At 65.3% G+C, this 26,182-nt stretch carries 26 protein-coding genes and 1 tRNA gene; 11 read left to right on the top strand and 16 right to left on the bottom strand.

All coding sequences use genetic code 11. The features are described from left to right. Position 1: 1 nt before the first annotated feature. On the bottom strand, positions 2 to 664 hold the full coding sequence (locus AC0L3C_RS18740; protein WP_027518509.1) for a response regulator: 663 nt from the start codon (positions 662 to 664) through the stop codon (positions 2 to 4). Beyond that, entirely contained in the window at positions 661 to 2,046 is a 1,386-nt protein-coding gene (locus AC0L3C_RS18745) for a HAMP domain-containing sensor histidine kinase (RefSeq protein WP_473408656.1), read from the bottom strand. Before AC0L3C_RS18745 ends, AC0L3C_RS18740 begins: the two co-directional genes overlap by 4 nt. Before the next feature lie 192 nt (positions 2,047 to 2,238). On the opposite strand from AC0L3C_RS18745, the gene AC0L3C_RS18750 reads away from it, so the two are divergent. Next, on the top strand, positions 2,239 to 3,111 hold the full coding sequence (locus tag AC0L3C_RS18750) for a DUF3280 domain-containing protein (RefSeq protein ID WP_473408657.1): 873 nt from the start codon (positions 2,239 to 2,241) through the stop codon (positions 3,109 to 3,111). A 15-nt stretch (positions 3,112 to 3,126) separates the two neighbouring features. Here AC0L3C_RS18750 and AC0L3C_RS18755 read toward each other — a convergent pair whose 3' ends face one another. From AC0L3C_RS18755 to AC0L3C_RS18765, 3 genes are read right to left on the bottom strand one after another with little or no spacing between them, the layout of a single operon-like run. Further along, positions 3,127 to 4,158, bottom strand: coding sequence for an L-idonate 5-dehydrogenase (locus AC0L3C_RS18755; RefSeq protein WP_473408658.1), 1,032 nt, complete (start codon positions 4,156 to 4,158; stop codon positions 3,127 to 3,129). 21 nt (positions 4,159 to 4,179) lie between these two features. Next, the gene (locus AC0L3C_RS18760; RefSeq protein WP_473408659.1) at positions 4,180 to 4,947 is read right to left on the bottom strand and encodes an SDR family oxidoreductase; all 768 of its coding nucleotides are present in this window, start codon (positions 4,945 to 4,947) and stop codon (positions 4,180 to 4,182) included. 12 nt (positions 4,948 to 4,959) lie between these two features. Further along, the gene (locus tag AC0L3C_RS18765; RefSeq protein ID WP_473408660.1) at positions 4,960 to 6,159 is read right to left on the bottom strand and encodes a mandelate racemase/muconate lactonizing enzyme family protein; all 1,200 of its coding nucleotides are present in this window, start codon (positions 6,157 to 6,159) and stop codon (positions 4,960 to 4,962) included. A 180-nt stretch (positions 6,160 to 6,339) separates the two neighbouring features. Here AC0L3C_RS18765 and AC0L3C_RS18770 point away from each other — a divergent pair, with 180 nt between their 5' ends. Beyond that, positions 6,340 to 7,104, top strand: a complete 765-nt coding sequence (locus AC0L3C_RS18770; RefSeq protein ID WP_473263890.1) for a GntR family transcriptional regulator — start codon at positions 6,340 to 6,342, stop codon at positions 7,102 to 7,104. Between the two features lie 19 nt (positions 7,105 to 7,123). Beyond that, complete coding sequence (locus tag AC0L3C_RS18775; RefSeq protein WP_473408661.1) at positions 7,124 to 8,488, top strand: MFS transporter; 1,365 nt, start codon at positions 7,124 to 7,126, stop codon at positions 8,486 to 8,488. Positions 8,489 to 8,559: 71 nt separating this feature from the next. On the opposite strand, the gene AC0L3C_RS18780 is transcribed toward AC0L3C_RS18775, so the two are convergent. The 3 genes from AC0L3C_RS18780 to AC0L3C_RS18790 form a co-directional block, all read right to left on the bottom strand. Continuing rightward, the gene (locus tag AC0L3C_RS18780) at positions 8,560 to 8,796 is read right to left on the bottom strand and encodes a hypothetical protein (RefSeq protein ID WP_473263888.1); all 237 of its coding nucleotides are present in this window, start codon (positions 8,794 to 8,796) and stop codon (positions 8,560 to 8,562) included. A gap of 98 nt (positions 8,797 to 8,894) precedes the next feature. Continuing rightward, complete coding sequence (locus tag AC0L3C_RS18785; protein WP_473408662.1) at positions 8,895 to 10,145, bottom strand: arsenic transporter; 1,251 nt, start codon at positions 10,143 to 10,145, stop codon at positions 8,895 to 8,897. A gap of 287 nt (positions 10,146 to 10,432) precedes the next feature. After that, positions 10,433 to 12,910 carry a PAS domain-containing hybrid sensor histidine kinase/response regulator gene (locus AC0L3C_RS18790; RefSeq protein ID WP_473263886.1) on the bottom strand — a complete coding sequence of 826 codons (2,478 nt, stop codon included), beginning with the start codon at positions 12,908 to 12,910 and terminating at the stop codon, positions 10,433 to 10,435. Positions 12,911 to 13,125: 215 nt separating this feature from the next. Between AC0L3C_RS18790 and AC0L3C_RS18795 the strand changes: the two genes are divergently transcribed. From AC0L3C_RS18795 to AC0L3C_RS18810, 4 genes are all read left to right on the top strand, one after another. Continuing rightward, on the top strand, positions 13,126 to 14,208 hold the full coding sequence (locus tag AC0L3C_RS18795; protein WP_473408663.1) for a zinc-binding metallopeptidase family protein: 1,083 nt from the start codon (positions 13,126 to 13,128) through the stop codon (positions 14,206 to 14,208). Between the two features lie 182 nt (positions 14,209 to 14,390). Continuing rightward, positions 14,391 to 16,406, top strand: coding sequence for an acetyl-CoA carboxylase biotin carboxylase subunit (locus AC0L3C_RS18800; RefSeq protein WP_473408664.1), 2,016 nt, complete (start codon positions 14,391 to 14,393; stop codon positions 16,404 to 16,406). Between the two features lie 167 nt (positions 16,407 to 16,573). Beyond that, the gene (locus tag AC0L3C_RS18805) at positions 16,574 to 17,440 is read left to right on the top strand and encodes an isocitrate lyase/PEP mutase family protein (RefSeq protein ID WP_473263883.1); all 867 of its coding nucleotides are present in this window, start codon (positions 16,574 to 16,576) and stop codon (positions 17,438 to 17,440) included. After that, the gene (locus tag AC0L3C_RS18810; protein WP_473263882.1) at positions 17,437 to 17,736 is read left to right on the top strand and encodes an acylphosphatase; all 300 of its coding nucleotides are present in this window, start codon (positions 17,437 to 17,439) and stop codon (positions 17,734 to 17,736) included. The genes AC0L3C_RS18805 and AC0L3C_RS18810 overlap by 4 nt, the downstream gene beginning before the upstream one ends. Positions 17,737 to 17,744: 8 nt before the next feature. Here the strand turns inward: AC0L3C_RS18810 and AC0L3C_RS18815 are convergent, their stop codons facing one another. After that, positions 17,745 to 19,265 carry an ATP-binding protein gene (locus AC0L3C_RS18815; RefSeq protein ID WP_473408665.1) on the bottom strand — a complete coding sequence of 507 codons (1,521 nt, stop codon included), beginning with the start codon at positions 19,263 to 19,265 and terminating at the stop codon, positions 17,745 to 17,747. Between the two features lie 150 nt (positions 19,266 to 19,415). Continuing rightward, positions 19,416 to 20,270, bottom strand: a complete 855-nt coding sequence (locus AC0L3C_RS18820) for a LysR family transcriptional regulator (RefSeq protein ID WP_473263880.1) — start codon at positions 20,268 to 20,270, stop codon at positions 19,416 to 19,418. Positions 20,271 to 20,381: 111 nt separating this feature from the next. Here AC0L3C_RS18820 and AC0L3C_RS18825 point away from each other — a divergent pair, with 111 nt between their 5' ends. Next, entirely contained in the window at positions 20,382 to 20,804 is a 423-nt protein-coding gene (locus AC0L3C_RS18825) for a tautomerase family protein (protein ID WP_473408666.1), read from the top strand. Between the two features lie 58 nt (positions 20,805 to 20,862). Here AC0L3C_RS18825 and AC0L3C_RS18830 read toward each other — a convergent pair whose 3' ends face one another. Beyond that, the gene (locus AC0L3C_RS18830; protein ID WP_473408667.1) at positions 20,863 to 21,576 is read right to left on the bottom strand and encodes a DNA helicase; all 714 of its coding nucleotides are present in this window, start codon (positions 21,574 to 21,576) and stop codon (positions 20,863 to 20,865) included. 198 nt (positions 21,577 to 21,774) lie between these two features. Beyond that, a complete protein-coding gene (gene lipB, locus AC0L3C_RS18835; protein WP_473408668.1) occupies positions 21,775 to 22,521 on the bottom strand; it encodes a lipoyl(octanoyl) transferase LipB in 747 nt (248 codons plus the stop codon). A gap of 157 nt (positions 22,522 to 22,678) precedes the next feature. Between lipB and AC0L3C_RS18840 the strand changes: the two genes are divergently transcribed. Both AC0L3C_RS18840 and AC0L3C_RS18845 read left to right on the top strand, forming a co-directional pair. Then, positions 22,679 to 22,921 carry a FliM/FliN family flagellar motor switch protein gene (locus AC0L3C_RS18840; protein WP_007603171.1) on the top strand — a complete coding sequence of 81 codons (243 nt, stop codon included), beginning with the start codon at positions 22,679 to 22,681 and terminating at the stop codon, positions 22,919 to 22,921. A 203-nt stretch (positions 22,922 to 23,124) separates the two neighbouring features. Further along, positions 23,125 to 23,209: transfer RNA gene (locus AC0L3C_RS18845), tRNA-Leu, on the top strand. 71 nt (positions 23,210 to 23,280) lie between these two features. Here the strand turns inward: AC0L3C_RS18845 and AC0L3C_RS18850 are convergent. Then, a complete protein-coding gene (locus AC0L3C_RS18850; RefSeq protein WP_473266580.1) occupies positions 23,281 to 23,463 on the bottom strand; it encodes a hypothetical protein in 183 nt (60 codons plus the stop codon). Here AC0L3C_RS18850 and AC0L3C_RS18855 point away from each other — a divergent pair. Beyond that, positions 23,432 to 24,040: a cysteine hydrolase family protein gene (locus tag AC0L3C_RS18855; protein WP_473408669.1), complete on the top strand. Its 609-nt coding sequence runs from the start codon at positions 23,432 to 23,434 to the stop codon at positions 24,038 to 24,040. The genes AC0L3C_RS18850 and AC0L3C_RS18855 overlap by 32 nt on opposite strands. Before the next feature lie 12 nt (positions 24,041 to 24,052). Here the strand turns inward: AC0L3C_RS18855 and AC0L3C_RS18860 are convergent, their stop codons facing one another. From AC0L3C_RS18860 to AC0L3C_RS18870, 3 genes are all read right to left on the bottom strand, one after another. Continuing rightward, positions 24,053 to 25,213, bottom strand: a complete 1,161-nt coding sequence (locus AC0L3C_RS18860) for a DUF305 domain-containing protein (protein ID WP_473408670.1) — start codon at positions 25,211 to 25,213, stop codon at positions 24,053 to 24,055. Further along, positions 25,210 to 25,389 (bottom strand): hypothetical protein, encoded by a 180-nt coding sequence (locus AC0L3C_RS18865; RefSeq protein ID WP_027518469.1) that lies wholly within the window; start codon positions 25,387 to 25,389, stop codon positions 25,210 to 25,212. Before AC0L3C_RS18865 ends, AC0L3C_RS18860 begins: the two co-directional genes overlap by 4 nt. A gap of 144 nt (positions 25,390 to 25,533) precedes the next feature. Further along, the coding region (locus AC0L3C_RS18870) for an alpha-amylase family glycosyl hydrolase (RefSeq protein ID WP_473408671.1) at positions 25,534 to 26,182 on the bottom strand (649 nt) is incomplete at its 5' end.

Here is a 26,182-nt window from a genome sequence, read left to right on the forward strand (position 1 = left end):
ATCAGGCCTCGCCGAGATCGACCTCCGTCAATATGCCCTGGCGCAGCGCCAGCCGGACCAGCTCGATGTCGGAGCCGACGCCGAGCTTGTCCTTGATCAGGGAATGCAGGTTCGCCACCGTCTTCGGGCTGACATGGAGCGTCTCGGCGATCTCCTCTGTCGTGTTCTCGGCGAGCAGCAGCCGCAGCACCTCGAACTCGCGCGGCGTGAGGACGTCGGCGGCCGAGCTTTCCCCGGCGAGCCGGCTCAGCGCGAGCTCATGGTCGATGTCGGGGCTGATTGCGATCTTGCCGGCGAGCACGTCCATCACGGCGCGCACCAGCGTCTCCGGTGGACTGGTCTTGGTGACGTAGCCCCTGGCGCCGGCGCGGATCGCCTGCACCGCAAAGCCGGCATTCTCGTGCATGGTGAAGACGAGGATCCTCGCGCCCTTGTCCCATTGCCTGATGCGCCTGACCGCCTCGATGCCGCCGATGCCGGGCATGCTCAGATCCATGATGACGAGGTCGGGCGCCTCCGATTTGTAGAGACGATAGGCCTCCGCGCCGTCGGCGGCTTCGGCGATGACGCGAAGTCCCGGCTGCTTCTGGAGCACGGAGCGATAGCCCTCGCGGACGACGGAATGGTCGTCGACCAGCAGAATGGTGGCATCGGCCGCGCTCATGCGGCATGCTCCAGCGGCGGCCGATCGGCGGCTGCGAGCGGAATGACCACGCGCAGTGCGGAGCCGCCGTTCGGCGCAGCCTCGAAGCTCAATTGGCCGCGCAAGGCTGCGACGCGCTCGCGCATGCCGAGCAGGCCCATTCCCGATTTCGCGACGGGATCGCTCGCGCGTCCGTCATCGTCGATCGCAAGCGCGATCTCGCCGGCCCCCATCGTCAATTCCAGGCTGACCTTGGTGGCGGCGGCATGCTTGGCGGCATTGGTGAGCGCCTCCTGCACGATCCGGTAGAGGCTGGCGCTGATCGTGGCCGGCAGGGTCTCGAATGCGCCGTCGAACCGGATCGAGAAGCGCGTCTCGCCGCGGCTGCGCCCGTTCCAGCCCGCGACGAGGCCTTCGAGGCTGGCGACGAGCCCGAGCTCCTCGACATCGGGTGGCCGCAGCCGGAACAATGTGCCGCGCAACGTTTCCATCATGCCGGTTGCGGTCCGCGCGATGCCGTCGCATTCGCCAAGCAGGGCAGGGCAGTCCTGCGCGGCGGTCTGGCGAGCGGAGGAGGCGAGGGCGCGGATGGCGGCGAGGGACTGGCCGAACTCGTCATGCAGCTCGCGCGCGAGATGGCGGCGCTCCTCGTCCTGGAGCGCGATCAGCTTTCGCGTCAGCTCGCTGCGTTCGGCAAGCGCGGTCTCGAGGCTTTCGGCGAGATGGTTAAAGCCGTCGCGGATCGCGGAGAGCTCGGCAAGGTCGAATGGCGGCAGCCGCGTGGTGAGATCGTTGGCGGCAATCCGCTCAAGGCCGGTGCGAATCATGCGGGTGGGGCGCAGCGCGCGTGCCAGTGCCGCGTAGACCAGGGCGCAGAGCAGCGGCAGCGCGATCGCCAGCGCGAGCATCAGGCGGCCGGCCTCGTGCCAGGCCTCCGCCGTCTGCACGGCCGGCTCGACCGAGACCACGGCGTCGCCGAGCTTCGCTCCGCGCACGATCACAGGCCGCGCCGCTTCGCGGCCGGGGTCGAACAGGCTGCGATAGAAGGCCGTGAAGGCTTGCGGCGGCGGGTTCGCCGGGGCGGGCGCGCCGCTGCAGAAACGCTGGAGGGTGTCGCCGCTCGTGCCGCGGAACGCCAGGCAGAGGCCCGGCGTCATCACATAGGCCGAAACGGGGTCGAGGTTGGGAAAGTCCGAGCGGGGGCTGGCCACCCACTGGATCTTGCCCTGCTGCAGCTCCAGCGTCTTGGCCACGATCGCGGCGATATCGTCGAGGCGCGCATGCGCCGCGCGGTCGGCCGTAATCAGGAAATAAGCGGAGATCGCGGTGAAGCAGGCGGCCGATATCGCGGCCACGCGCAACGTCAGACGGACTTTGAGATCGAACCTCGGGCGGTTCCACATCGGCAGGCACCTGGTGCGAACGGGTTTGTCGCGTCCGCATTAAACGGCAGATCGCATCCGGCGCAAAGCCGCCAGGCGTGAGTGCGGTGCACCGTCGTGAAATTTTCCCGGCCATCGCCGGGACCGGCGCCGCTGCATGGCCTCATTGCGCCGTCCAGATTGGCGCGCCGCTCCGTCATACGAGGCCCGCTCATGCACCTGCGCCGGTTGATCTTGTCTGCTTGTCTCCTCCTCCTTCTCCCGGCGTCTCATGCGCCGGCCGGCGCCGAGACCGCCATCGGCATCGCCATGGACGATTTCAGTTACACCGATACGTCTGCTGAACCTGCCAACCAGACCGCTGCCCACGAGCGACGGCTGGCGGCGTTCATGGCCGCGCTCCGGCAAGACATCGGCGGGGACCGGCGCTACCGGCTCGTGCCGTCGGCCCAGGACGGCGCGGCGTTCAAGGTCATCGGCGGCATCCAGAAGACGAGCACGCTGGTACAATGGGCCAAGGTCGCCGTGATCGACGTCGGCGCCAAAAAAGTCGTGATGGACAAGCTCTACACCTTCCGTGGCGACAATGATGAATCATGGCAGCGTGCCGAGATCTTCGTGTCGCGCGAGATCATGGCCGCACTCGGCACACCCGCGCCGATCGCACTGGCCGTGTTCGATTTCGAACTGGAGGATACGACCGCCGCCTCGGCGGGCGCGTCGGCCACCTCAGATGCGTCATATCTGGCCGAGGTCACCGGCAGCGTGCGCGACGCGCTGGGTCAATCTGGTCGTTACCGCATCGTCGATGTCGGCGGCGAGGTGAAGGCGCGTGCGTTGCGCGACTGTGACGGCTGCGAGGCAGCAATTGCGCAGAAGCTCGGCGCGGATCAGTCGCTGATCGGCGTGGTGCGGCGGGTCAGCCGTACCGAATATACGCTCGGCTTCCAGGTGCGCGATGCCAGGACCGGCGCGGTGCTGGCACGCGGCGACAGCGGCCTGCGCCTGGGCGCGGACTATTCCTGGAAACGGGGCGCGGTGCGGCTGGTCAGTGATCGCATGATCGAGAACCAGCCGCAGCAATAGGCCTCAGGCGCGGCCTCAGAACGTCAGCTGCACCTTCATCGACTGCGAGCGGTCGCTGGCGAGCTCGAACGCGGCGACCGCGTTCTCGAACGGCATGGTCGCCGTGATCAGCGGCTTGACGTCGATCAGGCCTTCCCCCATCAGCCGCACCGCCAGCTCGAATTCGGGGTCGAAGCGGAAGGTGCCGCGCAGCTGCAATTCCTTGGCGACGATCGAGTTGATCGGCAGCGTCATCTCGCCACCGAGGCCGAGCTGCACCAGCGTGGCACGGGGCCTGAGCACGTCGAGCGCGGTGCGGAGTGCGGCCTGATTGCCCGAGGCTTCGAACAGCGTGTCGAACACACCTTTGCCGGCGCGCCAGGGATCGAGGGCCGTGGCGTCGGCTGCGACATTGATGGCGTGAGTGGCGCCGAGCTTCCTGGCGACCGCAAGCGGTGCCTCCGCGACATCGGTGACCACGATCTCGGCCGCGCCGCCGAAGCGCGAGACCAGAATCATCAGCGCGCCGATCGGGCCGCAGCCGGTGATCAGCACGCGCTTGCCGAGCAGGGGCCCGGCCTGGTTGCCGGCATGCAGGCACACCGCGAGCGGCTCGGCGACCGCGGCTTCCGCCAGCGATAGCTTGTCGGTGATCGGAACGGCCTGCGCCGCATCGACGGTGATGAATTCGCGAAAGCCGCCCTGCACATGGGGAAAGCGCATCGCGCTGCCGAGGAAGCGCATGTCGAGGCACTGGTTGCGCATGCCTTCCTGGCAATGCAGGCACTGGCCGCACGGCTTGCTCGGGTTGACCGCGATTCGGGTGCCCGGCTTCACGTTCGTGACGCCGTCACCGACGGCTGCGACAACGCCGGCGATCTCGTGCCCCAGCGCCATCGGCTGCTGGATGCGCACGACACCGAAGCCGCCGTGATGATAGTAGTGCAGATCGGACCCGCAGATGCCGCCGTTCGCGATCTTGACGCGGACTTCGCCCGGGCCGGGCGCTGCATCCGGATAGAGGTCGATCCGCAGATCTTTTGGTGCATGAATGACGACGGCGCGCATGCTCTCGTTCCCTGTTCGCGATTACATCGCGGCGATCATGCCGCCATCGACATAGATGATCTGGCCGTTGACATAGGTCGAAGCATCCGACGCCAGGAAGATCGCAGCGCCGACCAGCTCGTCCGGTCGGCCCCAGCGCTTGGAGGGAACGCGGCCCATCAGCCAGTTGTTGAAGTCGGTGTTGTTGACCAGCGCCTCGTTCATGTCGGTCAGCATGTAGCCGGGGCCGATCGCGTTGGCCTGGATGCCGTGCTGGGCCCATTCCACCGCCATCGAGCGGGTCAGGTTCTTGATGCCGCCCTTGGCGGCGGTGTAGGGCGCAATCGTGGGACGCGCGAGCTCGCTGCCGAGCGAGCCGATATTGATGATCTTGCCGTGCTTGCGCGGGATCATGCGCCTGGCCGCCTCGCGGCCGATCACGAAGGCACTGGTGAGGTTGGTCTCGATCACCTTGCGCCACTCGTCGGTGGTGAACTCCACCAGCGGCTTGCGGTGCTGGATGCCGGCATTGTTGACGAGGATGTCGACCGCGATGCCCTTGTTGTCGAAGTCGTTGAAGGCGGCGACGATCGCAGGCTCGTCGGTGACGTTGAAAGCAGCACCCTCCGCCTGGTGGCCGGCAGCGCGAAACTCGGCGACGGCCTGCTCGACGCGCTTGGGATCGACGCCGTTGATGATCAGCTTGGCGCCGGCCTTGGCCATGCCCTCGGCGATGGCGCGGCCGAGCCCGCGGGAGGAGCCGGTCACGAGCGCGGTGCGGCCGGAAAGGTCGAACAGGGCGGTGCTCATCTCAAAATATCCTTAAGAGTTGGAACGGCGCACGGTCAGATCGGACCGGTCGAATACGGCGGGCAGAAGGTCGACGCCGAGGCCGGGGCCTTCCATCGGATAAACAAAACCGTCCTTGATCGTGGGCATGGTGGTGACGAGCTCATTATACCAGCCCTTGTAGAAGGCGCGCACCGATTCCTGGATCAGCGTGTTGGGCTGGCTGAACGACATGTGGATGGCGGCGATGAAGCCGATCGGACCGATGCAGTCGTGCGGTGCGAAGGGCCGGTGATAGGTCTCGGCCATCGCCGCGATCTTTCGGCCTTCGGTGAGGCCGCCGGTCCAGCACAGATCCGCCATCACCACGTGCATGGCGTCGCGGTCGAGCATGTCCTTGTAGGGGAAGCGCGACCCCAGCGTCTCGCTGGCGCAGACCCAGACGTCGGTGCAGCGGGCGTATTCGGCCAGCGCTTGCGGCGAGTTCATCCGGATCGGGTCTTCGTACCAGGTCGGCTTGTAGGGCTCGAGCGCGCGCGCAATCTGTTTCGCGGTCGGCAGGTTCCAGAGCGAATGAAGCTCGACCATGATCTCCATCTTGTCGCCGACGGCCTTGCGGATTTTTTCAAACGGCTCGATCGCGTGCTTCATCTGGGCGGCGGTGATGTACAGGCCCTTGTTCTCCTGCGCCGCCGGATCGAACGGCCAGATCTTCATCGCCGAGATGCCGCTCTCCAGCAGGTTTTCGGCAAGCGCATCGGCGTTGTTCATGAAGCCGTCGAGGTCTTCGTAGGGCCCCTGGGAGCCACCGAGATTCCAATTCGCGACCGGGCTGATATTGGTGGAGCGGACATATTGGGTGCCGGCGCAGGTGTTGTAGATGCGCTGCTTGTCCCGGCAGAGGCCGCCGAGCATCTGGTGCACCGGCTGATTGCAGACCTTGCCGAACAGGTCCCATAGCGCAATGTCGATCGCCGAAGCCGCGCGATATTCGACGCCGGTGGACGACTGCGCCATCGGCAGGTTCAGCATGTCGCGATGGATCGCCTCGATGTGCAGCGGATTGCGGCCGAGCAGGCGGCCGGCAAAGGTGTCGTGGATCTGGGCCTCGACCGCGCTGGCGCCGTAGAAGGTTTCGCCGAGACCGATCATGCCCGTGTCGGTGTGGACGCGCACCCAGATGACGTTGGAGAATTCTTCGGTGCGCAGCGTCTCGATCGACGTGATCTTCACGGCAATACTCCTCCCATCGCAGGCGCGCGCAGCGCCGTTTTGTTGTCATTCCGCACCGCAACATGGTGCGGGCAGGGGTCAAGTCTTACGCTCGCTTGTAATATATCACAACATGTTTTAGGGATATCACCAACAAGGCGCCGCCCTGCAACGACGGCGCGGGCTGAGGGGAGAGACGACATGGCAACGCGCAAGCGCGCGCTCGAGGTGGTGAGGAACGACGACGGCGAGGGCAAGCCCTCCCGGCGCAACCGTCTCAACTTCTTCGAGCTGGCGTATCAAAGGATCGAAGAGCTGCTCGTCCATTGCGAGCTCAAGCCCGGCCAGTTCATGACGATGCTGGAATTGCAGCATATCACCGGCTTCGGCCGCACGCCGGTTCATCACGCCGTCAATCGTCTCTCCGCCGATACATTGATCATCATCCGTCCGCGCCACGGTCTGCGCATTGCGCCGATCGATCTGGCACGCGAGCGCATGCTGCTGGCCTTGCGCCGCGACATGGAGCGCTTCGTGATCCGGCTCGCGGCCGATCGCGCCAGCCTCTCGCACCGCAATCAGGCGCTGCATATCGAGCGACTCTTGCGCGAGCGCCGCGCCAATCTGACCCTCGACGAGTTCAATCATATCGACCGCCGCATCGACGCGCTGGTGCTGGAGGCGGCAGGCGAGCCGTTTCTGGTGCACACGCTGCGGCCATTGCACACGCTGTACCGGCGCATCGGCTACATCCACCACCGTTTCATGCCGGGGCAGGCCGAACTGTCAGGAACAATCGATCATCATCTGGCTATTCTTAATGCGGTTGCCAATCGTCGCGTCGAGGACGCGGTGAAGGCCAGCGATGCACTGATCGACTACATGGGCGAGATGTTCACCGGCATGGAGGTGGGGATCGACCCGCGCCTGCTCGATTGCAGCATCGAGCCGCTGCTCGGCACGTAAAAATTCAGGAGGACCAAAGATGTCGACGATGGCGATGCCACAACCGACCGCGAGCGAAGCCGCGGTCCGCTACCTCATCACGAACTACAGTCCCAAGGGCAACAAGGTCGGCTGGCTGATGATGGCCTCGATCCTGGTCGAAGCCTGGGACCTCTATTCGATCGCCTTCGTGCTGATCTTCATCAAGGAGCAGTTCAATCCCGATCCGCTAATGCTGGGCCTGGCCGCGGCCGGTACGCAGGGCGGCGCCATGATCGGCGCACTGCTCGGCGGCTGGCTCTCCGACAAGATCGGCCGCCGTGTCATGTTCCTGGTGACGATGGTGATGTTCATCGTGCTGGCGCTGGCACAGGCCTTCGTGCCCAGCGTCGGCTGGCTCGTCGTGATCCGCTTCCTGCTCGGCATACCGCTCGGTTCGGACATCTCGACCGGCTACACCTACATCATGGAATCAATGGCCAAGGGTGAGCGCGAGGTCATGGGTAACCGCTGGCAGTTCATGTTCGCGGTCGGCGAGGTCTTGACGATCGGCGTCATCGTGATCTTCCTGCTGTTCGACATTCACCACGAGACGCTGTGGCGGGTGACGCTCGGCCTCGGCGCGCTGCCGGCGCTGATCATCCTGGTCATGCGCCACGACGTGCCTGAGACGGCGGTGTGGCTGGTGCAGAAGGGACGCTACCGCGAGGCCAAGCAGGTCGCGCGCGAGATGTTCAACGATGATCTCGCCATGCTGCCGGACCATGACGTGGAGATGCCGAAGGTCTCCACCCGCGCCTTCCTCGCCGACCTCAAGAAGGATCCGATCCGCTGGCGCGCCACGATCTATGGCTGGATCGCCTGCTTCGCGCAAGCCAGTGAGTTCTCGACCTTCGCGTTCTACCTGCCGGTGCTCTTTGTGATGGTCGGCGTGTCCAGCGTGCTCGGCATCAATCTGGTGACGATGGCGCTGTTCTCGTTCGCCGCCGTGTCGGGCTGGGTCGGTCCGCTGCTGACGCCGAAGATCGGCCACCGCGGCATCTCGATCGCGGGCTTCTCGATCGTGCTGGTCTCGCTGCTGGTCGCGGCCTTCGCGCTCTACACCGACAACAAGATCCTGCTGCCGTTCGCGGCTGCTGCGATGCTGTGGGGCCATTATTGGGATGCGTCGAACTGCATGACGATCCCGACCATGGTCGCAAAGCCGAAATATCGCGGCACCGCCAGCGGCTTCGCCTACATGTTCGTGAAGCTGCCGTCGTTCCTGGCGATCTTCCTGTTCCCGACGGTGTTCGCTGCGATCGGGCAGGCCAATGCCACGCTGATGGTCGCGATCTTCCCGCTGATCGGATTGCTCGCCGCAATCTTCATCCTGCCGGAAGTCTACGGCTACGAGAACGATTGACGATGCGTGACCCCGGTCGCGGCCGCGATGGCCGCGATCGGGCTTTTCCTGTGGACGTGGCGCGCCAAGGGCTACGGGCTTAGGAAGATGGGATCGATCCCAGCACCGTGGCCGAGCAGGCCGATCACCTGAAGCTGTGCGCTGTGCAGGTCGATCTCCACGATGGCGAACAGGGTCAGCAGCACCACGACCGAAAAGACCAATAGCGGGTGGGATGCTTCACCCCGGCCTTGGTCCGCTGTGGTGAAGCCTTGAAACGTGCGGCGCAGGGAGAAGCTCTGCGGCAATGCCTTCGACTGGATCTGCATGATGAACCTTCCTTGCCGCGCGGTATCAGGCCGCGCGACAAGGTGCAGTATAGGCCCGGCGTCAGCGGCGACATTGATGCGCCGCAAACTGCGCGCGATTACCGGATCGCGGCCGCAAGCGCCGCGATCAAGGCGGGCGGCGTCACCATCACTCCGAGCTTCAGAAACGGCCAGGCGCCGACCTCGATCTTTTCCCGCCGCAACGCCACCAGCCACAGGATGGTGGCGAGCGAACCGGTCACCGACAGATTCGGCCCGAGATCGACGCCGATCAGGATGGCGCTCACGACCGGCGCGGGCAAGTGATCGCTGGCGGCGACCGAGCCGGCAACGAGGCCGACGGGAAGATTGTTGGCGATGTTGTCGGCGATCGCGGTGGCGATGCCGACGCTCCAGGCCGCCTTCGTCACGGATTGCCCGACAGCTTCATGCAGCAGCGCGCTGAGCTGCCCGATCACGCCGGTCTTGATCAGCGCTTCCACCATCACGAACAGCCCGCCGACCAGCGGCAGCACGCTCCAGGAGACGCCGCGCAGCACGGGGAGCGGCGATTGCCGGTTGAGCAGCAGCACGATTGCGGCTGTCACCACGCCGCAGATGAAGGTCGGCAGGCCCAATTGCTTGTCCAGCGCGGAGGCGGTGACCAGCACGATTCCGATCGCCACGATGCCGATGGCCGTCAGCTTGCCGCCGCGGCCGAGCTTTGGATGCGGCACGCTGCGCGCGATCGTCTCTTCCTTCAAGGCGCGGTGCTGGGTCAGGCGCAGCACGACATAGGTCAGAAGGATCGAGGCCGCCGAGGGCAGGGCGAACAGGCGCAGCCATTCGGTGAGCGCAGGCATGTGGGCCCCGAACACGACGAGATTGGCCGGGTTGGAGATCGGCAGCACGAAGCTTGCGGCGTTGGCGATGAAGGCGCAGACGAAGAGATAAGGCAGCGGCTTGGCGCCGGCGGCGCGCGTCGCGGCATAGACGGCGGGCGTCAGCACGATCGCGGTGGCGTCGTTCGAGAGCAGGACGGTGACGAGCGTGCCGACGATGTAGATCAGCAGGAACAGCCGCTGCGGCGAGCCGCCGGCATATTCCACGGCGAGCGCCGCGAGATAGTCGAACAGGCCTTCGAGCCGCGCCAGTTCGGCGATCAGCATCATGCCGATCAGGAACAGATAGACATCCACGCCTTTTTCGATGCCGGTGAGCGCATCCCGCCACGGCAGCAGGCCGAGCAGCACCAGCGCACTGGCGCCGATGACGGCCCAGATCGCCTCCGGCAGGCGAAAGGGCCGGATGATGACGCCCGCGGTCGCGGCTGCGATGATGCTCCAGGCCAGGATGGCGTCAGACGGCACGTTCGATCCCTAGGATGTGTCGGTTCATTCGGCAGCGATAGCGGAAGCCGCCGCCGCTGTCTTCCCCCGCGGGCGCGGACCGCCGTCTGCGAATCGCCGCGGCTCGGTGCCGAGTTTCGGTCTATGATTTTGTTCAAAAGCCTGTTGGGTTGGAGCGGCGCGATAGCGCCGTCATTGCGAGGAGCTCTTGCGACGAAGCAATCCAAGCTGCGCCGCCGGATGATTCTGAATCGATTCGCCGCGCTCGAAATGACGCAGTCCGTGCCGCGTTCTCGCGATCGTCACACTCACCGCGCCATCGACGGCTTTGCCGTGATCGCCTTGCGCAAAATGCGCGACAGCGCTTCGACCGAATACGGCTTCTGGATCAGCTCGAAACCGCGATCGGCGTTCTCGGCGAGAACGTTGCTGTAACCAGAGGTGAGCACGACGGGCAGGCCCGGATAGCGTTCGCGGATGATGCCGGCGAGCTCGACGCCGTTCATGCCGGGCATGATGACGTCGGAGAAGACGAGATCGACGGCGAACTCGTTCTCGCCGAGGATGGCGAGCGCCGCATTGGCGTTGGCGGCGCGGCGAACGACATAGCCGAGGTCTTCCAGCAGCTCCGTGGAGAAGCGACCGACCTCGTCGTCGTCTTCCACCACGAGCACGCGATAGCCGCGCCCGGTGGCCGCGGCCTCATAGGTCAGCGCCGCGGCTTCCTGATCCGTCGCGGGGCTTTGCGCCCGCGGCAGATAGATGGTGAAGGTCGCACCTTCACCATGTGTGCTCGTCACGGCGATGTCGCCCTCGGACTGCTTTGCGAAGCCGAAGGCCTGGCTCAGGCCGAGGCCGGTGCCCTTGCCTACCTCCTTGGTGGTGAAGAACGGTTCGAAGATGGCCTCGATGTTTTCGGGCGCGATGCCGCTGCCGGTGTCGGCGACCGAGATCGCGACAAAGTCGCCGCCGCGCGCCGGTTGCGCGCGAAGGTTGGGGATGCCCTGAACTTTCCGGACCGCGATGGTGAGGCGGCCTTCGCCGTCCATGGCGTCGCGTGCGTTGATGGCGAGGTTGATCAGCGCGGTCTCGAATTGCGCGATATCGGCGACCGTGAAGCAGTCGCCATCGTGAACCTCCACCGCGATTTCGATGCGAGCACCGACCAGCGGCCGGACCAGTTGCGCGACGCCTTCAATCTGGCTGCCGACGTTGAATATCTGGGGTTTCAGTGGCTGCCGGCGCGCAAACGCCAGCAGCTGGGCGGTCAGCTTGGAGGCACGCTCGACAGTGTCGGAGATGGCATCGACATAGCGGCGGCGGCGCTCCTCCGGCAGCTCGCGGCGCCGCAGGAAATCGGTGGCCGAGCGGATGATGGTAAGCAGATTGTTGAAGTCGTGCGCGACGCCGCCGGTGAGCTGGCCGATCGCCTCCATCTTCTGCGATTGCCGCAGCGCTTCCTCGCCGCGGCGGCGCTCGGTGATGTCCACCGCCTCGGGCACCGCGCCGGTGATGTTGCCGTGGCGGTCGAGCACCGGGCGCATGCCGAACTCGAAATCACGCTCGCCGATGGGAAGGCGCAGGCGCATCTCCAGCCGCACGGCTTCGCCTTTCAGCACGGTGTCGAAGGCCTCGCGCACGCGCGCACTCATGCTCTCTGTCGTGCTGAACCAGGGCGTCTGCCATAACGGCTTTCCGATCACGTCCACAGGGCTCGCCTTGATGGCGTCGAGCACGGTCGTGTTGGCGTAAAGCAGCTCGCCCTTGAGATTGACGAGACCCTGATATTGGTTGCTGGTCTCCAGGATCGCGCGCAGCCGCGCCTCGTTGGATTCGAGCTCGGCGGTGCGCTCGGCGATGCGTTCTTCCAGCGTCTCATTGAGCTGCCGGAGCTCGATCTCGGCCTGCTTGGCCACCGTAATGTCATGGGCAACGCCGATGAAGCCGATATGCCTGCCGGTCGGGTCCCAGCGCGGCTGCGATTCCGAACGCAGCCAGCGCCATTCACCGGCGGCGTTCTTGTAGCGGGCTTCCAGCACGAACGGTTTGAGCGATGCTTCACCCTGAACGGACTGCTGCAGCACATGCGGCAGGTCGTCCGGATGGAGCACCTTGCGCCAGTCGAAGGAGATGGCCTGGTCATAGGGCAGGCCGACGAAATCGACATAGGCCTGGTTGGCGAAGGACCGTGTGCGGTCGAGTTTCGTGACCCAGATCGGCACCGGGGCGCTGTCGGCGATCAGCCGGAAGCGCTCCTCGCTCTCGCGCAGGGTCTCGCGCACCAGCATCTGGTCGGTGACGTCGATATGGGCGCCGACGAGGCGGAGGGCACGGCCGCCACCGTCGCGCTCGATTTTGGCAACGACGCGGATCCAGCGGGTCTCGCCGTCGCTCGGGCGGATGATGCGGTATTCGGCGGTATAGTCCTCGCTGGTGCCGGACAGCGCGTCGATGAAATGCTTCACCGTAGCGTCCCGGTCGTCGGGATGAATGCGGTTGATCCAGTCCTCGTGCGACTCGTCGGCGGCTTCCGGCGGCAGGCCGTGGAGCATCAGATATTCCGGCGAACGGCGGTTCTTGAAGCCTTCGCGGAAGTCGACTTCGAGACCGCCGACCTTGCCGATGCGCTGGATGCGCGCAAGCTCGGCTTCGCGCTCCTGGAGCGCGCGATAGGCGTTGTCGCGCTCGCGTGCGACGTCTTCCAGGTGCTGGCGCAGCCTTTCGGCGGCGAAGGTCTCGGGCAAAGGATCGTTCAAGGCGGTGGCCGTTGTGATGCGGGAGCGCACGTGGCCGACCGATATTCACACAGACGAAGCGTGATGGCCATTGCTCAAAGGAAATATGGAAAGAAAGACGTCGCCGAATGCAGTGTGGTGGGCATGAACGAACGCCGAGTCTGGCTATTTGTTCCGAACCTTGGAACGATGAGCCTTCCGGGCGCGTATCTCCGGGGCGCCACAACTTTCATTCCCAAAAGCTCCCTTTCCGAAGAGGCTAAATCTTGAAGCTTTTTGTCTGCCAGGCCTGCGGCAACGTCCTCTATTTCGAGAACCGCGCCTGCGAACGCTGCGGGCATCGCGTCGCGTTCTTGCCCGAGAAGGAGACGATGTCGGCGATCGAGCCCGACGGGGAGGCTCAAGGTGGGGTCTGGCGGACGCTGGCTACCAAGGGCGAAAGTCGCATGCTGTGCAGCAATGCCGAGCATGATGCGTGCAACTGGCTGACGGATTTGGGCGATACCACCGGCTATTGCCGCGCCTGCCGCCATAACGGCGTCGTCCCGGACCTGTCGGATCCGGCGCAACTCGCCGGCTGGCGGGAGCTGGAAATGGCGAAGCACCGGCTGTTCTATTCCCTGATCCGCTGGAAGCTGCCGCTCCAGACCCGGCAGGACAATCCCGAACATGGCCTGATCTTCAATTTCCTCGCCGACGATCCGCAGAGCGGGCAGAAGGTCCTGACCGGCCACGACAACGGCCTGATCACGATCGCGCTGACCGAGGCCGACGACATCGAGCGCGAGCGGCGCAGGCTGGTGATGGGCGAGGCCTACCGGACGCTGCTCGGGCATTTCCGCCACGAGGTCGGGCACTATTTCTGGGACGTGCTGGTGCGCGACGGCGGCAAGCTCGACGAATGCCGCGCCGTGTTCGGCGACGATTCCGCCGATTACGGCCAGGCCCTGCAGCGCCACTATGCCGATGGCGCCCCGCCGGACTGGCAGCAGAACTACGTTTCGGCCTACGCGACGACGCATCCGTGGGAGGATTTCGCCGAAACCTGGGCGCACTATCTTCACATCGTCGACACCCTGGAGATGGCCAGCGAGTTCGGCATGGAGGTGCGCCCCAAGGTCGATCGCGACGGGGAGTTGACGGCGCGCATCCGCTTCAACCCTTACGAAGCGAGGGACGTCGAGGCGATCGTCAACGCATGGCTGCCCTTCACCTTCGCCATGAACAGCGTCAACCGCGCCATGGGCATGCGCGACCTCTATCCGTTCATCCTCTCGCCGGTCGTCGTCGAGAAGCTCGGCTTCATTCACGGCCTGGTCCGGGACGTGGGCAAAGCCGGGAAGCCGTAGGCCCTTCGGGGCCTGCCAGGCCCGTTTCGGTCTTGCTTTGGTCTTGCGCTGGTACGCCAGAGGACCCGGATTTTGACCGTTGCCTCCGGCCTATTTTGATGTACCACGGGAGCCACACGGCCCTCCCATAGGCTCCAACGGCCAGGGAAGGGTCCCGCCCAAGGTCGAGACTCAAGAAAAGCATGTTCAAACGCATTCTGATCGCCAATCGCGGCGAAATCGCCTGCCGGGTCATCAAGACCGCTCGCCGCATGGGAGTTCAGACGGTCGCGGTGTATTCCGAGGCCGACCGCGACGCCCTCCATGTCGAGATGGCCGACGAGGCCGTGCTGATCGGCCCGCCGGCTGCGGCCGAGAGTTATCTGGTGATCGAGAAGATCGTGGAGGCCTGCCGCAAGACCGGCGCCGAGGCCGTGCATCCCGGTTACGGCTTCCTGTCTGAGCGCGAGGCGTTTCCGCGCGCGCTCGAGGCGGCCGGTATCGTCTTCATCGGCCCCAACCCGGGTGCGATTGCGGCGATGGGCGACAAGATCGAATCCAAGAGGGCTGCCGCGAAGGCAAAAGTCTCGACCGTGCCCGGCTATCTCGGCGTCATCGAGGACGCCACGCACGCGGTCAAGATCGCCGACGAGATCGGTTATCCCGTGATGATCAAGGCCTCGGCCGGCGGTGGCGGCAAGGGCATGCGCATCGCGCATTCGACCTCCGAGGTCGCCGAAGGATTCAACCTCGCCAAGGCCGAGGCCAAGGCCTCGTTCGGCGACGACCGGGTCTTCATCGAGAAGTTCATCGTCGACCCCCGCCACATCGAGATCCAGCTGCTCGGCGACAAGCACGGCAACGTGATCTATCTCGGCGAGCGCGAATGCTCGATCCAGCGCCGCAACCAGAAGGTCATCGAGGAAGCGCCGTCGCCGCTGCTCGACGAAGCCACTCGCCGCAAGATGGGCGAGCAGGCAGTCGCACTCGCCAAGGCCGTGAATTACGACTCTGCCGGCACCGTCGAATTCGTCGCGGGGCAGGACAAGAGCTTCTACTTCCTGGAGATGAACACGCGCCTCCAGGTCGAGCATCCCGTCACCGAGCTTGTCACCGGCGTCGACCTCGTCGAGCAGATGCTCCGCGTTGCCGCCGGCGAGAAGCTCGCCATTGCGCAGAAGGACGTCACGCTCACGGGCTGGGCAGTGGAGTCGCGTCTCTACGCCGAAGACCCGTTCCGCAACTTCCTGCCCTCGATCGGGCGCCTCGTGAAATACCGTCCGCCGGCGGAAGCGAGCCAGGACGGCATCACCGTGCGCAACGACACCGGCGTGCAGGAGGGCGGCGAGATCTCGATCCATTACGATCCCATGATCGCCAAGCTCGTCACCCACGCGCCGTCGCGCGCGGCCGCGATCGAGGCGCAGGCCACCGCGCTGGACTCATTCTATGTGGACGGCATCCGTCACAACATCCCGTTCCTGTCGGCGCTGATGCATCATCCGCGCTGGCGCGAAGGCCGGCTCTCCACCGGCTTCATCGCCGAGGAATTCCCCAAGGGCTTTGCCGTGCGCGTGCCGGAAGGCGAGGTCGCACGGCGGCTTGCCGCGGTCGGCGCCGCCATCGATCACGTGCTCGGCGAGCGCAAGCGGCAGATCTCGGGTCAGATGGGCGGCCGCATCGTGCAGCGCGAGCGGCGCCGTGCGGTCTGGCTCGAGCGCCAGGAGATCCTGCTGGAGATCGCGCGCGAGGGCGAGGCGGTCGCGGTGCGTTTCCTCGATGCCGACGGCAAGGCCGGCAATGCGCATCTGTTGCAATCGCCGTGGAAGCCGGGCGATCCGGTCTGGCAGGGCACCATCGACGGGCACCTCGTGGCGGTGCAGGTGCGCCCGATCGCGAACGGCATCCGCCTCGCGCATCAGGGCGTCGAGGTGCCGGTCTATGTCTGGACCGAAGCGGAAGCTGCCTCGGCGCGGCTGATGCCGGTGACCACGGCTGCCGACACCGGCAAGAAACTGCTTTGTCCAATGCCCGGTCTCGTGGTCTCGATCGCGGTCACCGAAGGGCAGGAGGTCAAGGCCGGCGAGACGCTCGCGGTGGTTGAAGCCATGAAGATGCAGAACGTGCTGCGCGCCGAGCAGGACGGCACCGTAAAGAAGATCCACGCCACCGCCGGCGCGACGCTTGCGGTGGACGCGCTGATTTTGGAGTTTGCGTAGGGGCCCAATGTCGTCCTGGCGAAAGCCAGGACCCATTACCCCAGGGAGTAGTTGTTGATGGCGATGGTGGCCGTCATTTTCTGCCACCATATCCAATTGTGGTAATGGGTCCTGGCTTTCGCCAGGACGACGGCGGGGACGCAATTCGCACTAACCGAGACATCACCATGGCCTTTCGTTCCCGCCGCGAAAAACTGCGAGCGATCCTGTCGGGCGGGACGTGCGTCCATCCCGGCTCGGTCTACGACGCCATCTCGATCCGCATCGCCGAGGATCTCGGTTTCCCGCTCGGCATGTTCGGCGGCTCGGTGGCTTCGCTCGCGGTGCTCGGCGACCCCGACATCACGCTGATCACGCTCACCGAGCTTGCCGAGCAGATGCGGCGGATGTCGCGTGCGGCAGCGCTTCCGGTGCTGGTCGATGCCGATCACGGCTATGGCAACGCGCTCAACGTGCGCCGCACGGTGCAGGAGCTGGAGACGGCGGGCGCCGCCGGCCTCACCATAGAGGACACGCTGCTGCCGGCTGGGTTCGGCGAGGCGAAGACGCAGCTGATCTCGCTGGAGGAGGGCGTCGGCAAGATGAAGGCGGCACTCGACGGCCGCGGCGATCCCTCGCTCGTCATCATGGGCCGCACCGGCGCGGCCTCGATCACCTCGATCGGGGATGCGATCCGCCGCGCCAGGGCCTATGAGGCTACCGGCGTCGACGCCCTGTTCTTCACCGGCATCAAGTCGCGTGCCGAGCTCGAAGCCATCGCATCTGCGACGCGCCTGCCGATCGTGCTCGGCGGCGCGCCGGAGGAGCTGAACGTGCTCGAATACCTCGCGGGCCAGCGCGTGCGCATCGCGCTTCAGGGCCATGCGCCGATCGCGGCCGCAACACAGGCCGTTTACGAGACGCAGAAGGCGCTACGCGACGGCACTGCGCCGAAGAATCTCAAAGGCCTCCCGTCATCGGACCTGACCAGCCGCGTCACGCGCGAGGGCGACGTCAAGGCGCGTAGCGCCGATGTCCTTGGACTGAAACAATGAGCCGGGCGATCCTCCAGGTCATGATCCGCGGCCGTGTACAGGGCGTCGGCTACCGGGCTTGGCTCGAGCATCAGGCGACGACGTGCGGTCTCGAAGGCTGGGTCCGCAACCGCCGCGACGGCAGCGTCGAAGCGCTGTTCGCAGGACCGCCGAAGCACGTCGCCGACATGGTGGCGCTGTGCCGCCACGGCCCGCCGTCTTCGCGTGTCGACAGTGTCACCAGCGAGACGGCCGATGTCGGCGAGCTGAACTTGCGCCGGGCAGGCGAGGCGTTTTCGGTGTTGCCGACGGTATAGCCAGAGAATTACCGCGGCAGCTTGGCGATCGCTTCGCTCAATTCGTGGATCTCGTAGGGCTTGCGCAGGATCGGGAAATCGCCGCGCACGCCTGCGGCGACTTCGCTGTAGCCGGTGGCGAGCAGAATCGGCAGGCCGGGGCGGATCTGGCGGAGGTGATGGGCCAGGCTGAGCCCGTCCATCTTGCCGGGCATGACGATATCCGAGAACACGAAGTCGACGCCGTTCTTCTCGATCTCGCTCAAGGCGGCTTCGGCGTCCGCGACCCGGCGCACCTGATAGCCGAGCTGCTCCAGGAGACCGATGCTGACGGCGGCGACGTCCGGATTGTCCTCGACCAGCAGCACCGTGCCGCTGCCTTGGAACGCCGGTTCTCCCGCCGCCTCGCGCGATGGTTCGTCTTCTCCGCGCGGCAGGAGGATGGTGAAGGTGGTGCCCTTGCCGAGCGCGCTCGCGACCCGGATCGTGCCGCCGGCCTGATGGGCGAAGCCGTGCACCTGGGAGAGACCGAGGCCGGTGCCCTTTCCGATCGGTTTGGTCGTGAAGAACGGCTCGAAGATCTTGTCGAGAACGTCGGAGGGAATGCCGAGGCCGGTATCGCTGACGTCGATCGCGATGAATTCGCCGACGAGGGGGTCCTCGTTGAGCACGAGATTGCGCGCTGCGATCGTCACCGCGCCTCCGTCGGGCATCGCGTCGCGCGCATTGATGACCAGGTTGAGCAGCGCGGTCTCGAGCTCGGAGACGTCGGTCCTGATCGGCCAGACGTCGCCGCTGACGTCGAAAGCCAGCCGCACGGAGCTGCCGACGCCGGCATCGAGCACCTCGCGGATCGCCGCGATGCGGTCGGCGAAGTCGATCGCCTGCGGATTGACGCTCTGCCGCCGCGCGAAGGTGAGGAGCTGGTTGGTCAGCGCCGCGCCGCGCCTGGTGGCGGTCTCGATGGCCGAGATCGCGCGCTGAAGCTTGGCTTCGTCGTCGGCCCCTCGCTTCAGCATGTGGAGGCTGCCGCTGATGATCATCAGGAGGTTATTGAAGTCGTGGGCGACCCCGCCGGTGAGCTGGCCGAGCGCATCGAATTTCTGGGATTCGGCGAGCTGCTTCTGCATCGCCTCGAGCTTGAGCTGGGTATTGCGGCGCTCGGTGATGTCGCGCGTGATCTTGGCGAAGCCGACCAGCTCGCCGGCCTCGTAGATCGGATCGATCACGACGCTGGCCCAGAAGAAAGTGCCGTCCTTGCGGACGCGCCAGCCTTCCTCCTCGTAACGGCCCTTTTCCCGCGCAATCCCGAGCGCACGGGCGGGCTTGCCGTTGGCGCGGTCGGTCTCGGTGTAGAAACGGGAAAAGTGCTGGCCGAGGATCTCCCCGGGGGAATAGCCCTTGATGCGCTCGCCGCCGATGTTCCAGCTGGTGATTCTTCCGGTGGGATCGAGCATGTAGAGCGCGTAGTCCGCAACTCCTTCAACTAACAGGCGGAAACTGCGTTCGCTTTCGAACAAGTCCCTCTGCTGACTAGACTTCTCGACCATTCCCGGACCCTGCCTCAACGGGGGCAAACGCAGCACGTGGCGGATTGTTCCCGCGGGTTTGGAACCTTTTTAGGCAATATTGCGAGCCCGTATGCAGGACGCAGTCTAGCAGACACACGCAGCGCATTCGAGCCGGAAAGCCGTCCAGAGTCAGACCGCCGCCGCGCTCCGAAACGTCGCGGCCACCGCGCGCAATGCCGCGAGCTTGGCGGGATCGCTGACCTTCGAATGCAGCATCACTTTGGAGTTGCCGAGTTTCGGCAGCTTATGGGTCGGCCCGATATCGACCAACCCGGGAGGCGCGATCCGTCGCGCCAGCGGCGCGATTGCAAGTCCGGCAAGTGCGGCCGCCACCACCGCCGTGACGCCGCCGCCGACAAAACGCTCGCGCCAGGCGAGGCCGGCCTTGTCGAGCGCGCGCACCGCGATCGCACGGACCCCGCAGGGCGGGGCGAGGGTTGCGAGCGGCAGCGCTTCGCCCTTGGGCACGGTGAAGCGTCTTGACGCGAACCAGCCGAACTCGTCCTCGGCCAGCTTCTCGCCGCCGCGGCGGCTGCCTTCCTGGCGCACGATCACCGCATCCAGTTCGCCCGCATCATAGGCCTCCTGCATCTCGCGCGAGAAGCCGATGGTGACAGCGAGCGTGAGGTTCGACGACATCGCATGCAGGCGTTCGAGCAGGGGTACCAGCTCCGGCCCCGCGGCGTGGTCGGAGATGCCGAGCGAGAGCGACTGCGCGACCGAGGCCTCGCCCGACAGCGCGCGGTCATGTGCCGCGATCAGCGCCCGGGCGCGCTCGAGGAACATCGCGCCGTCTGCCGTGAGCCGGACCGCCCGCGGCGAGCGCTCGACGAGGCGCTTGCCAAGCAGCGTTTCCAGCCGTTGCAGCTTCAGACTGACCGCCGCCTGGGTCGTGCCGAGCGCTTCGGCGGTGCGGGTGAAGCTCTGGAGGTCGGCGACCAGCAGGAAGGCCTGGACGGTGGCGATATCGAGCGTTGCTGTCATTATGATATGTTATCACTGCTATCAAAGGAGATAAGATACCAAAATGTCGAGGGCCGGTCTAGCTTCTTACCAACGCCGCGCGAACCGCGCGACATGATGAGGAGAACGACCATGCCGCTGATCACCGTGTCCTACACCACCTCCCGCCAGTCGCCCTCGCTGAAGGCCGACATCGCGAGCGCCGTGTCCGAGCTCACTGCAAAAATCCTGCACAAGCATCCTGAGGTCACCGCCATCATCGTGAAGTCGGTGGAAGCGGGTGACTGGTTCGCCGGTGGCAAGTCGCTCGCAGAGCAAAAGCTGGCGAGCTATTGGATCGACATCCACGTCAGCGAAGGCACCAACACCAAGGACGAGAAGGCCGCCTATCTCGCCGCGATGTTCCAGCGCATGGCCGGGATCCTGGGCCCGCTGCATCACGAGACCTATCTGCATGTCGACGAGGTCAAGGGCGACGCCTATGGCTTTGGCGGCCTCACCCAGGAACGGCGCTACATCGCCGGCAAGCTCGAGGTCTCGCCGGAGAAGGCATGAGGAGAGGGGCCGCGGGTGAACCACCGCACCCGCGGCCTGAACCGGTTGCCAGAGATCGTCAGCTCGCTATGCCAAACTGCACCTCGGAATTGTTTAGGAAACAGGTCTTGTCGAACAACTTCAAATCGAGCGGGTTCGGCAGCCTGACATCGTCCAGGTCAGGGCAGGGTTTGAGCGAGGGATCATAGGAGCGGTCGATCTGCGAGATGAAGACGACGATCAATCCCTTGTCGCGCGCGAATGATTTCAACGCGCGCACCTGAACGGTGAGGTCGGGATTTTCCCGCCGCTGGTCGAGCAGTTGCAGATAGTCGATCACCACGACCGTACCGCGCGGTGCCGCGGCCATCTGCTTGACGACGTAATCGGCACTGATGGCGTCGGAGCAATCGATCTCGAAGAGTTTTTCGAATTGCGCCAGGTCCACGCCGATCGCCCGAAAGCGATCCAGAACGTCTTTCTCGGTGTATTCGAGCGAGAAGAACGCGGCGCGGTGGCCCGACCGCATCGCCTCCACGGCAAGCTCGAGGCTCATCAGGGTCTTGCCCTGGCCGGGACGCGCCCCGACCAGCACGAGGTCACCCGGTTGGAATTGCGGGAAAAACCTGTTGGCCGGGCTCGCTGCAGCCGCTTTCGCCGCGAGCATGCTCCAGGCGGAAAAGCCTTCCGTCGCGGCGATGCGATCGAGCGCATCGTGCAGCGGGATGCCTTCCTCGCCGGACAGACGCTTCGCTCTTCGCTTCAGATGATAGATGGGTGCAGACAGTCTCATCGCAAAAACCTCCCATTGCGAGCTGAAACGCAACCCCTCCTTATGCCTGGCGCTCGAACAGTCGGTCCGAAGATCAAATCGCCCGGCATGACATCTGCTTTCCCGGCGGAGGGGGGAGGCGTGGGCGACACCGGAATCGAGCGTAGCCGATTCCGCATTGGCGGAAAACGATAGAGGCGGGGCGCTCTACAGAAAGCGTTAGACGGCTTCCGGCATCAGCGCCCGGGTCGGCCCGAAGAGTTCCTCGAAGGCCTGCCGGAGCGCGACGTCGACATCGGCCATCGTCACGAGCTGACCGAGATCGACCAGCGAGGTGACGCCGTAGCGGGGATCGGCGACGCCGCAGGGCACGATGCCGGCGAAATGCGACAGCTCCGGCTCGACATTGATGGCGATGCCGTGAAACGAGACCCAGCGCTTCAGCCGGACGCCGATTGCCGCGATCTTGTCCTCGTGCTCGGGTCCCTTGTCGGGCCGCTTCACCCAGACGCCGACCCGGTCCTCGCGCCGCTCGCCACGGATGTTGAAGGCGGCGAGCGTCCGCAGAATCAGCTCCTCCAGGCTCGCGACATAGGCCCGCACGTCCGGCCGGCGACGCTTGAGGTCGAGCATGACATAGGCCACGCGCTGGCCGGGCCCGTGATAGGTGAGCTGGCCCCCGCGCCCGGTGGCAAAGGTCGGGAATCGGGCATGGAGCAGGTCGGTGGCCTTGCCCGAGGTGCCGGACGTGTAGAGCGGGGGATGTTCCAGCAGCCAGACCAGCTCCGGAGCTTCACCCGCTGCGATCGCCGCGACGCGCGCCTCCATTTCGGCCACGGCCTCCGGATAGGGCACCGGCGCGTCCGAAATCCGCCACTCCACCGGCTCGCCGGAGGAGCCGGAAAACGGCGTCAAATCGAGCTCTTGGCGCTGGTTTTGGCGGGGGTTTCGAGGTGAATTAACCATTGGCTAACCATAACCGGGTGATGATCGCAGGCGCAAATTCCAAGTCGTTAGTCCCAAGTCCCAAGTCCCAAGTCCCAAGTCCCAAGTCCCAAGTCCCAAGTCCCAAGTCCCAAGTCCCAAGTCCCAAGTCCTAGTCCCAAGTTGCGGTGGTCCTGAAGTGCCTACTCTCGACAAAGTCACCGTGGATCTCATGGTCGTCCTCGGGACGACCACCATGCCGATCCATCAGGTATTACGTCTTTCCCGCGGCGCCATCATCGAGCTGGACGCAACCGAGGCCGACGAGGTCAAGGTTTTGGCCAATAATTTGCCGGTCGCCTCCGGCGTCGTGCTGGTCGACCGCAACCGGATCGCGGTCGAGGTCAAGCAGATGCTGCCACGTATCCCCGGCACGCGGTAGCGGCCTGGGCACGCGGTAGCCGCCCGGGCACGCGGAGCGGCCTGGTCAGGCGGAAAAGGCCGATCTGGGCGCAAGGAGCCGGAACTTTCCTGCCAAGCTTGTGGAATTCAGGGCTTTTGGAGGCTTGTACCCCTCTGACGGATTTGTTAGATCGGCGCCGTTGATCCGGTTGGCCTTCAAGCCTCAAGCCGGCATCCCCAAAAGCGCTCGTGGCGGAATTGGTAGACGCGCTGCCTTGAGGTGGCAGTGAGTAAAATCGTGGGGGTTCGAGTCCCTCCGAGCGCACCAGTGGGTCCGAACGGCGCTGCCGACGTGAGCCGGGTCCCAAGCACCGTTCCGATTAAAAGCGACGATCGTCCTCATTCCATGGCGCCGGCATTGTTCGATTCGGCGCTGCCACTGGATTGCGCGTGATGAGGAACGATGATCGTCGGGATCGCATTGCAGTCGGTGAGGTCGCTGCGCAAATGCCGGCTGCGGCGCGTGGCTGTGGTTCGACGGTGAAGGACGATGAAAGACAGCGCGTCGGAAGTGACCGACATCAGCGACGCCGTTCACTTGTGCATCGACATGCAGAATATCTTTGCTCCTGGCGGTCTCTGGGAGACGCCCTGGATGGCGAGAGTCTTGCCGACAATCGCATCGATCGTTTCGCGCCATCAGGCCAGAACGATCTTCACGCGCTTCATCACGCCCGAGGACCCGGAAGATCGTCGGGGGCAATGGCAGAGCTATTTTCGTCGCTGGCGACAGGCGACCCGCAAGCATCTTCCGCCATCCGGTCTCGAACTCGTGCCGGCCCTGAGCCGCTTCGTTCCGCCGGCTGCCGTCATCGACAAGCCGGCCTATTCGGCGTTCAGCAATCCCGGCCTGGCGAGCTTGCTGATCGAGAAGAATGTCGGCACGGTCATCATCACCGGGGCGGAGACGGACGTCTGCGTGCTCTCGACAGTCCTGAGCGCCGTCGATCTCGGCTTTCGGGTCGTCATCGTCGAGGATGCGCTGTGCAGCTCGTCCGACGTCGGCCACGATGCACTCATGACGATGTACCGCACCCGCTTTCACGGCCAGGTCGATTTGATGACCGCGGAGGAGTTGGCGGAGTTCTGGCGGGAGTAGGGGACGATCCGCTCAATTGACATTGTCGCCGAGCATGTTGCGGAAGGCGGTGGCGACGGCGCCAATGCCGCTGGCGCCGTGCATCAGCGCGATCTCGCCCTGCTGCTCGTGGCGGATGGCGTGGGCCATCACACGCAGGCGCAGATCGCCGCCGCTATGCCACATCTGGTCGGCCATCCTGACCGCGCCGGCGTGATGCTTGCTCATGGTCTCGACGAACAACGTGTCGAATAGATCCGCCGGCGCGGCCTTGACCTGTCGTATCTCGGCCTGTGTCAGGAAGCCCGGCATGGCGGCACGTTCGTCCGAGCTGCAATCGGGCATCTCGGCGTCGAACCAGCTCAGCCACCACGTCTCGAAAATCCGGTTCTCGCCGGTCTGGCTTGCGACCATCAGCATCGCCAGCTTTCGCAGATGCGGGTCCTGCGCGCGCTCGGCGGCGATCCGCGCCAGCTCGATGCCCTGGGCGTGATGCGCTGTCATGTGACGGATATAAGTCTGGTCCGCGTCCCTGTCGCGGCCCATCCACGGCGGCTCGTAACCATGGCTGCCGAACAACGCGGTCGCGCCGAGCAGTGCGATCACAACCAGCGCGCCGGTGGTCCAGGCATTGGTGAAGCGAACATCGCGCGCGGGTGCCGCGCCTCGTCTCCAGCGCAACCGGGCGAACAGGGGATACATCACGGCCGAGGAGCCATGGACGAGCAGGCCGATCCAGTACGGCTGCTGCAGCGTGAACAGCGGCTGCCAGAATGGAAACAGCGGCACCAGCACGAACCATTCCATGCTTGACGAGAACACGGCCCAGGGCAGGGCGAGCAGCAGGATCGTCAGCGGCCGCAGGTCGGCGGTCCAGCGCCCGAGCACGCCGAAGAACACCAGCGCCCAGGAGAAGTCCGCCCATTGGTGGAAGGCGATCCCTGCAAGGATCGCGCTCCACGACGGCTCTGCGCTGATCGCCCAATCGCGTGCGGGGATGGCGGCCACCGTCATCCAGTCGACGGCGGCATCGCGTCCGATGCGCGCGGCGAAGAGCTGGCTGACGATGGTCGAGAAGGTGCTGCTGATCAGGCCCAGTTCGGCAGCGGCGACCCAGCGTGAGCGCCGCCGTGAGGCGCCTTCATGACCGGGGCGAATTGAATCGGAGATGGTTAACGGCGCGGGGGCGTTCACGTCAGCTGATTGAGCTTCTTCAACGGATTGAGCTCGCTCGGCTTGCCCTGTTCGTCCCGGCCGCGCTCCGCTTGCTCCTTGCCTTCCTCATGGAGATCCTGATCGCCGACGATCTCGCCGACGGCCTGTTTCGCCTTGCCAGCGATCCGCTGACCGAGGCCCTTGGTCTTGCTCATGGTCTGCCTCCAGGCTCACGCCGCTACCCCGGCGCTTGAAGGGGATGAGCGCCAGGGCCGCGGTTTCGTCTATTCAGCCTCCGGCAGGGGGGACGTCGGAAGCGTTGAATGAGACTCTCTGACGCGCGGATGGTTCCTCGGCCGTCATCTTGGCTCGAGTTCGATGATCACGCCTTCATTGCCGCGGAGCAGGATGGAGGCGTCCGGCAACGGCTCGGGCGGTAGGTCGAGATGCGTCGACATCAGCAGGCGGCCGCGACCTTGCCAATGCAATTTCCGCGGCTCGGCGGCGATGTTGAGCGCGACCAGAATGTCGCTGCCGTCACCCGTCCGCCCGTAGGCAAGAACGTCGTTCTGCGCGCGTAGCGGCGCATAGCCGCCGTGGCGCAGGCACCCATGCTCGCGCCGCAGCGTCATCAGCGCGCGAAACAGCGCCAGGATCGAACGCGCATCGCGCTGCTGCGTGGCCACGTTGGCCGCGCCTCCGGGCGGCTCGAGCGGCAGCCATGGATCGCCGGTTGTAAAGCCGCCGTTGCGGCTGTCATCCCATCGCATCGGCGCGCGTTCGGGATCGCGGCAAAGGCCATACCCTGGCACGAGCTTCTCGAAGGGATCGCGGACGCGGTCGGGCGGAATCGGAACGCGCTTGCGGCCGATCTCGTCGCCCATGAAGAAGAACGGCGTTCCCCGCAGCGTCAGCAGCAGCATCGCCAGCACGCGCATTTGCGCCTCGCCGATCTTGCTCGCGATCCGCTGCTTGTCGTGACCACCGATCACCCAGACCGGCCAAGCA

Source organism: Bradyrhizobium sp. WSM4872 (genome assembly GCF_055811715.1).